Origin of the sequence: Collinsella sp. LCP21S3_A9 (assembly GCF_052118785.1) — a bacterium.
Classification (GTDB): Bacteria; Actinomycetota; Coriobacteriia; order Coriobacteriales; family Coriobacteriaceae; genus Collinsella.
Genome location: NZ_JBQKGN010000034.1, coordinates 1 through 5,861, shown reverse-complemented (window position 1 = coordinate 5,861; position 5,861 = coordinate 1). Strand labels below are relative to the sequence as shown.

General features: G+C 51.6%; 9 protein-coding genes. 7 read left to right on the top strand and 2 right to left on the bottom strand.

The annotated features are described in order from the left end of the window. Positions 1-190, top strand: a 190-nt coding sequence (locus ACTQ05_RS09235) for an ATP-binding protein (RefSeq protein WP_441538932.1), incomplete at its 5' end; no start/stop codon positions are given. Positions 191-299: 109 nt separating this feature from the next. Then, the gene (locus ACTQ05_RS09230) at positions 300-1,112 is read left to right on the top strand and encodes a transposase (protein WP_441538930.1); all 813 of its coding nucleotides are present in this window, start codon (positions 300-302) and stop codon (positions 1,110-1,112) included. A 317-nt stretch (positions 1,113-1,429) separates the two neighbouring features. Here the strand turns inward: ACTQ05_RS09230 and ACTQ05_RS09225 are convergent, their stop codons facing one another. Beyond that, positions 1,430-1,771, bottom strand: coding sequence for a hypothetical protein (locus tag ACTQ05_RS09225; protein ID WP_068914282.1), 342 nt, complete (start codon positions 1,769-1,771; stop codon positions 1,430-1,432). Between the two features lie 71 nt (positions 1,772-1,842). Between ACTQ05_RS09225 and ACTQ05_RS09220 the strand changes: the two genes are divergently transcribed. From ACTQ05_RS09220 to rlmN, 5 genes are all read left to right on the top strand, one after another. Next, positions 1,843-2,787, top strand: coding sequence for a DUF6017 domain-containing protein (locus tag ACTQ05_RS09220; protein WP_002604485.1), 945 nt, complete (start codon positions 1,843-1,845; stop codon positions 2,785-2,787). A 36-nt stretch (positions 2,788-2,823) separates the two neighbouring features. Beyond that, positions 2,824-3,297 (top strand): PcfB family protein, encoded by a 474-nt coding sequence (locus tag ACTQ05_RS09215; RefSeq protein WP_002604484.1) that lies wholly within the window; start codon positions 2,824-2,826, stop codon positions 3,295-3,297. Further along, positions 3,294-3,593 carry a hypothetical protein gene (locus ACTQ05_RS09210; protein WP_441055697.1) on the top strand — a complete coding sequence of 100 codons (300 nt, stop codon included), beginning with the start codon at positions 3,294-3,296 and terminating at the stop codon, positions 3,591-3,593. The genes ACTQ05_RS09215 and ACTQ05_RS09210 overlap by 4 nt, the downstream gene beginning before the upstream one ends. Positions 3,594-3,784: 191 nt before the next feature. Continuing rightward, positions 3,785-3,970, top strand: coding sequence for a cysteine-rich KTR domain-containing protein (locus ACTQ05_RS09205; RefSeq protein ID WP_003431289.1), 186 nt, complete (start codon positions 3,785-3,787; stop codon positions 3,968-3,970). A gap of 16 nt (positions 3,971-3,986) precedes the next feature. After that, a complete protein-coding gene (gene rlmN / locus ACTQ05_RS09200; protein WP_441535820.1) occupies positions 3,987-4,973 on the top strand; it encodes a 23S rRNA (adenine(2503)-C(2))-methyltransferase RlmN in 987 nt (328 codons plus the stop codon). A 106-nt stretch (positions 4,974-5,079) separates the two neighbouring features. On the opposite strand, the gene ACTQ05_RS09195 is transcribed toward rlmN, so the two are convergent. Continuing rightward, the gene (locus tag ACTQ05_RS09195) at positions 5,080-5,463 is read right to left on the bottom strand and encodes an ISL3 family transposase (protein WP_441055707.1); all 384 of its coding nucleotides are present in this window, start codon (positions 5,461-5,463) and stop codon (positions 5,080-5,082) included. Positions 5,464-5,861: the final 398 nt, after the last annotated feature.

Here is a 5,861-nt window from a genome sequence, read left to right as displayed (position 1 = left end):
CTACGAGCAGCGGTCCACGATCATCACCACCAACGTTGGCATAACGGGATGGGCGAAGGTGTTCGGCGACGAGGTGGCCGCCAGCGCCATCGCCGACAGGATCTGCCACCACTGCCACGTCATCAAGATAACCGGCCGCTCCTACAGGCTCAAGGACGTGCCGACGGAAAGGAAGATGAAAGAAGAATAGCCAGAATTGGGCAATTTGCATTGGTGCGGCTGGACATCGTGAGCTGGCGCGATGGGGCAAAAATAATTGGCGCGATTGGGCAAAAATACATTGACGTTAACACGCCAGGATGGCCAAGGCGATACTCGCCCACGACATCTCCCCCGTATGGGTCCCCTCCCCCGAGGTCGAAGGCATCAGGGACCTCGCCGGCGCCTACGACGGGGCGACCGCGCGCCTGGCGACCGCCAAGCAGCGGCTGCTCGCCTTCCTAGCAAAGCGGGGGTTCGTCTACGGCGGCACCACGCCCGCCGGCAACCCGAGGAAGTACTGGACCTACGACTTCCTGAGGTGGCTCGACAAGGTCAGGCCGGAGGACGATGGCGGGGTTCGGACGCTCGCCGCCCTGAGGAACGAGGTCGAGGCCGCGGCGGAGGCCCGGGCGGACCTGCTCTCCGAGTACAGGGCCGCCGTGGATGCCAGCCCGATCGCCGCGGAGGTGGCCGCCCTCCAGTCGATCAAGGGCTGCGCCTTCGCGCTGGCCGCGGCCTTCTCGGCCGAGGTCGGCGACTTCACGAGGTTCCGTTCCGGAAGGCAGGTCACGGCCTATTTCGGCCTCGCGCCGAGTCAGAGGTCGAGTGGCGACTCCGTGCGGCTCGGAGGCATCAGCGGTGCGGGCAACGCGCTCGTGAGGAAGCTGGCCGTTGAGGGTTCATGGTGCTACGCCGCGGCACGGCACCAGCCGAAGCTCATGCCGAGGGACACGGGCGTGCCCCTCGAGATAAGGATGCACGGGAGGAAGGGGTCCGAGCGGCTCCTGCGGCGGCGCGAGGAGATGCTCGCCCGCGGCATGCCCGCGGCGAAGGCCAACGCGGCCACCGCGGCCGAGCTCGTGAGGTGGCTCTGGGCCCTCGGCATGATGTGCCGGGAGGGCGCGGAATAGACATAGCCCCCGTCCCGGCGAGCCGGGCGGCCTTCGGGGATACCCCCTATTTCGCTGTGCGCGCGGAGCCCTCCGCATGCGCCTCGACAGACTTGGGGAACCCCGCCGAAGGAATGGAGTGCGGGCCGACAGAACGGTATCCGCGGATATGAGACTGAGCCGAAGGCGTCGATGACATGCCGGGGGCGGACCGGGACGGGATAATAATGAGGTGTGATAGCGATAGCGGCAAAAAGCTAATAAAATCAATGGTTTTGCGGACAGCGGATAGACAGGGAATGTGTTAAAAACTGAATACGCACACAAACGGCGTTACCTTAACCCCTTTGGGGGAGAAAGTAACGCCGTTTTTTTATGCCCGCAGGAAAGGAGGTGCAGCCGGAATGTATTTCACAAAGGGCAAGCAGCGGGCGTTTGAATTGCTCATGCAGCAGAAGCCGGGATTTGACCGCTATCAATCCGGTTGTGCCGGAGATGATGAAGATTGCGGCACTTGCCGTTTCTACCGCCCCGGGTGGAAATATGAGTTTTGCGTTTTCAAAGAGTGTCCCTATTGCCCCGGCAAAAGGACGCGGAAAACGCACGCCAGCATGGACAAATAGACGGGCAAAAGCCCTTGTGCCATGCGGCTTTGCAGACGCGAAAACGGCAAAGGGCATATTGCAATACCAAAACAGCCGAAAACGGCTTTCTAATTGTCCACGCATACCAAGAGAGGAAGTGAGGAAATATGGCAGTTTTCAGAGTGGAGCGAAATACGGGATATACCGTTATGAGCAACCACCACTTGCGAAACAAGGAATTGTCCTTAAAGGCAAAGGGCTTGTTGTCGCAAATGCTTTCGCTGCCCGAAGATTGGGATTATACCCTTGCGGGCTTATCCCATATCAACCGGGAGAAGATCGACGCAATCCGCGAAGCGGTAAAGGAACTCGAAAAAGCCGGATATATCGTGCGCAGCCGGGAGCGCGACGAAAAGGGACGCTTGCGGGGCGCAGATTACGTCATATACGAGCAGCCGCAGCCGCGAGAGCCGGAAGCAGCTACCAGCGGCGGACAGCCGCCTATATTGGATTTACCTACATTGGAAAATCCAACATTGGATAATCCAACGTTGGAAAAACCTACGCAGGAAAAACCTACGTTGGAAAATCCAACGCAATTAAATAAAGATATATTAAGTAAAGAACAATCAATTACTGATTTATCAAGTACCGATTCCATTCCTTTCCATTCCCTAAACCCCTTGCCCTTTGCGCATGGCGAAGCGGCTACGCCGCCGGAAAGGAAAAGAACGGAAGCGAAAAGCAATAGCGCAGTAGAGATTTACAGGGAGATTATCAAGGACAATATCGAATACGACCATCTCATTCAAAACTGCAAAATTGACAAAGACCGTTTGGACGAGATTGTTGACCTTATGCTGGAAACCGTCTGCACAGCCCGAAAGACAATCCGTATTGCCGGGGACGACTACCCCGCCGAATTGGTGAAATCCAAGTTTTTGAAGCTGAACAGCAGCCATATTGAGTTTGTTTTGGATTGCATGAGGGAGAACACAACCAAAGTGCGCAACATCAAGCAGTATCTAAAAGCGGTGCTGTTCAACGCGCCGAGTACCATTGACAGCTACTATACCGCCCTTGTCAATCACGACTTATACGGCGGCGAATGAGCATAGCCGCACTTTACCGGGAAAGGAGTTGATACCTTGCAGGAGGAAGTAACCCAAAAAACGATTGCCCTATACGTCAAAGTGGGAAAAGGCGCGGCGCGGCTTACCGAACAGGCGTTACAGAAAGCAATCCAAAAGTTTTTGGAGCAGAAAAGCAAACCCGCGCATGGGAAACAGACCATGCGGCAGCTTATGAAGCAGAACGCGGGTGTTTCCAACATCGAGATCACCGACAGCAATATTAAAGCCTTTGAGAGTACGGCGAAGAAATACAACATAGATTTTTCGCTAAAAAAGGTTAAGGGCGAGCAGACCCGTTACCTTGTGTTTTTCAAAGGCCGGGACGCGGACGTTATGACCGCAGCGTTTCAAGAGTTTTCCGCAAAGAAGCTGAACCGGGAGAAAAAGCCCTCTATCCGCAAAGCCCTTGCCGCTGCAAAGGACAAGGCGAAGCAGCTTAACGCCGCCCGCGACAAGGTAAAGAAAATGGACAGGGGGCGCGAGATATGAAGCAGATCAACTACAAAAAGCTGATACTTCCGAATATCCCCTATGTGTTCTTTGTCTATCTCTTTGATAAAGTCGGACAGGCGGTGCGGCTTGCCCCCGGCGCGGATATTTCTGCAAAGATACTGAATATCACACAAGGATTTTCCGCAGCCTTTGAAAACGCCTTGCCGAGCGTTTACCCGTTGGATTTGCTTGTCGGCATTGTCGGTGCGGTGATTATCCGCTTGATAGTCTATGTCAAAGGGAAAAACGCGAAGAAATACCGCAAGGGCGCGGAGTACGGCTCTGCCCGATGAGGTGCATAATCTTAACTGTAAGCAACACATATATTGACGCAGGAGGGTATGCACATGAATGATTACAGCAAAATCACAGCCCTTTACTCCCGCTTATCAGTGGGGGACGAGGACAGGGACGGCGGCGAAAGCAACTCCATACAGAACCAGAAGAGCCCATTTTTTTGTGTAAAAAGGACGAGTGAAATATAATGCTTAAAAAATATTGGATAAAATGTCCGATTTGTAACGGAAAGACGAGAGTTCAAGTATTTCATAATACTGTATTAAAAGATTTTCCTCTTTTCTGCCCTAAATGCAAATTGACGCATATCATTGATGTAGAAAAATTAGAGATTGTAATCAAAAATACAGAAAAACAAACTTTTATTATTTAGAAGAAAGGATATAAAAATGAAACGTTTACCTAAATATACGCCTGCGGAAGTACGGAATGATCCATACGGATTTACTTACAAAGAAATGTCGGAAGTTATTGGCGAGAATGAAGCAAAAGCCTTATATGAAGAATTATATAAGCAATTACCACGCAAAAAAAATCTATCAATGTTGGTAAAAAATATTTACAAAAGCAGTGATACTGAAAAGTATGTTTACGAACTGAAAGACAACAAATACATTGAAACGGTTTTTATCAAGCGGCGAGATGGTGGAACTGTTTGCGTGAGCACACAAGTCGGTTGTCCTGTTGGTTGTATTTTTTGTGAGTCCGGGCGAAATGGCTTTGTTCGTAATCTAACATCGTCAGAAATCGTACAACAGATTATATTGTTGCGTCGAAAAGTAAACCGTATCGTTTTTATGGGTATGGGAGAGCCTTTATTCAATTATGACAACTTGATAAAAGCAATCCATATTCTCCGAGATAGATATGGGCTCAACTTTCCAACCGACGGCATTACCATATCAACAGTTGGTCCGGTCGATCAATTAAAAAAATTGCGCGAGGAACATCTTAAAATTCAGTTGACAATATCTTTACACGCAGCAACACAATCTGCAAGAAATCGTATTATTCCTCACATGCGCATATATGCTATTGAAGATGTTGTTAAGCAAGCCTTATCCTATTCTGAAAGGCATAATCGCAAAATTGTCTTTGCGTATTTGCTTTTACCGGGTATAAATGACCGGCCCTCAGATGTAAGACAACTTGCAAAATGGTTTCGGGGCAAAAAAGTTATGATTAACGTGTTACAATACAACCCAACAAGCAATTCAAGAATTAAAGCACCACAGAAACGGGAAATAGTTGCATTCAAACATCAATTAGAGCAAGCAGGACTTGAAGTTACTATAAGAGTTTCTCATGGCAGAGAGATTAACGCGGCTTGTGGACAGTTAGCTAACACATATAATAAATTCAAAAAAAATGATTAAAAGTGCCAGACGCATAGACGCAGAGCCGATAACGCATTAGGTCAAAAAACCTATGTGTTATCGGCTTTTTTAGAGGCTTCGGTAGTTTGTGTGACAAGGGGCTAGCCTAGGCAGCAACGCTCTTCGCTCCCTTCACGCCCTTCTTCCTCGCCTTCACCGGGCGACCCGGGAGCTGGGGCTGGCAGTCGCCGCACCTGAGCATGAGCAGGGCCACGAGGTTGTCGGTGTTGCGGAAGCCGTAGCCCATCCTCACCGTCACCTTGATCTTGTTGTTGATGGCCTCTACGCGCCCGTTGCTGATGCCGAGCTCGACTGCGGCGATGATGTCGTCGCGCCGGCGGCGCACCTTCTTCTCCACGGCGACGACCTTGGCGATCTTGCAGTAGGCGGCCCTGTGCATCCAGTCGTCGAGCAGCTCGGCGGCCTCGGAGCCGTCGGCTGCCCGGAAGACGGCCCGCAGGTCCTCCTTGAGCTCCCAGGCCCTGACCAGCCGCGAGCCGGCCCTCTGTTAGCGTCGGGTTAATTTAGCCAACCAGGGTCGCAACTATTTAGCCAATCCCAGCCGAATAAAAATAGCCACTGCGCACCGTAGTCGGTCCTAAACTGGATAACGCCAATACACCAGTGTTAGGAGGATTATGGACATACAAACACGCAATGGCCTTCAGGAGATTATAGACAAGGCTCTTGAAGAAATGAACGAAGACTACGGCGGCGAATTGGACTTTCGCACCTTGAACCTTGCAGAGTTCTGCCGCCGGACCGGACTCTCGAGGTGGTACCGTCAAGATTCTTTCGCAAATTGATTTAGTCGTCTCCCGCCCCGTCCTCTTCTAGCCCTCCGCCTTTCCCCTCAGCTCGTCCATCTCCTCCAGCTTCGACATGTCC

Excerpts from the sequence above, each read along its gene's own strand:
- ACTQ05_RS09230 (WP_441538930.1), top strand. The coding sequence starts at position 300 with ATGGCCAAGGCGATACTCGCCCACGACATCTCCCCCGTATGGGTCCCC.
- ACTQ05_RS09225 (WP_068914282.1), bottom strand. The coding sequence starts at position 1,771 with ATGCCCTTTGCCGTTTTCGCGTCTGCAAAGCCGCATGGCACAAGGGCT.
- ACTQ05_RS09220 (WP_002604485.1), top strand. The coding sequence starts at position 1,843 with ATGGCAGTTTTCAGAGTGGAGCGAAATACGGGATATACCGTTATGAGC.
- ACTQ05_RS09210 (WP_441055697.1), top strand. The coding sequence starts at position 3,294 with ATGAAGCAGATCAACTACAAAAAGCTGATACTTCCGAATATCCCCTAT.
- ACTQ05_RS09205 (WP_003431289.1), top strand. The coding sequence starts at position 3,785 with ATGCTTAAAAAATATTGGATAAAATGTCCGATTTGTAACGGAAAGACG.
- rlmN (WP_441535820.1), top strand. The coding sequence starts at position 3,987 with ATGAAACGTTTACCTAAATATACGCCTGCGGAAGTACGGAATGATCCA.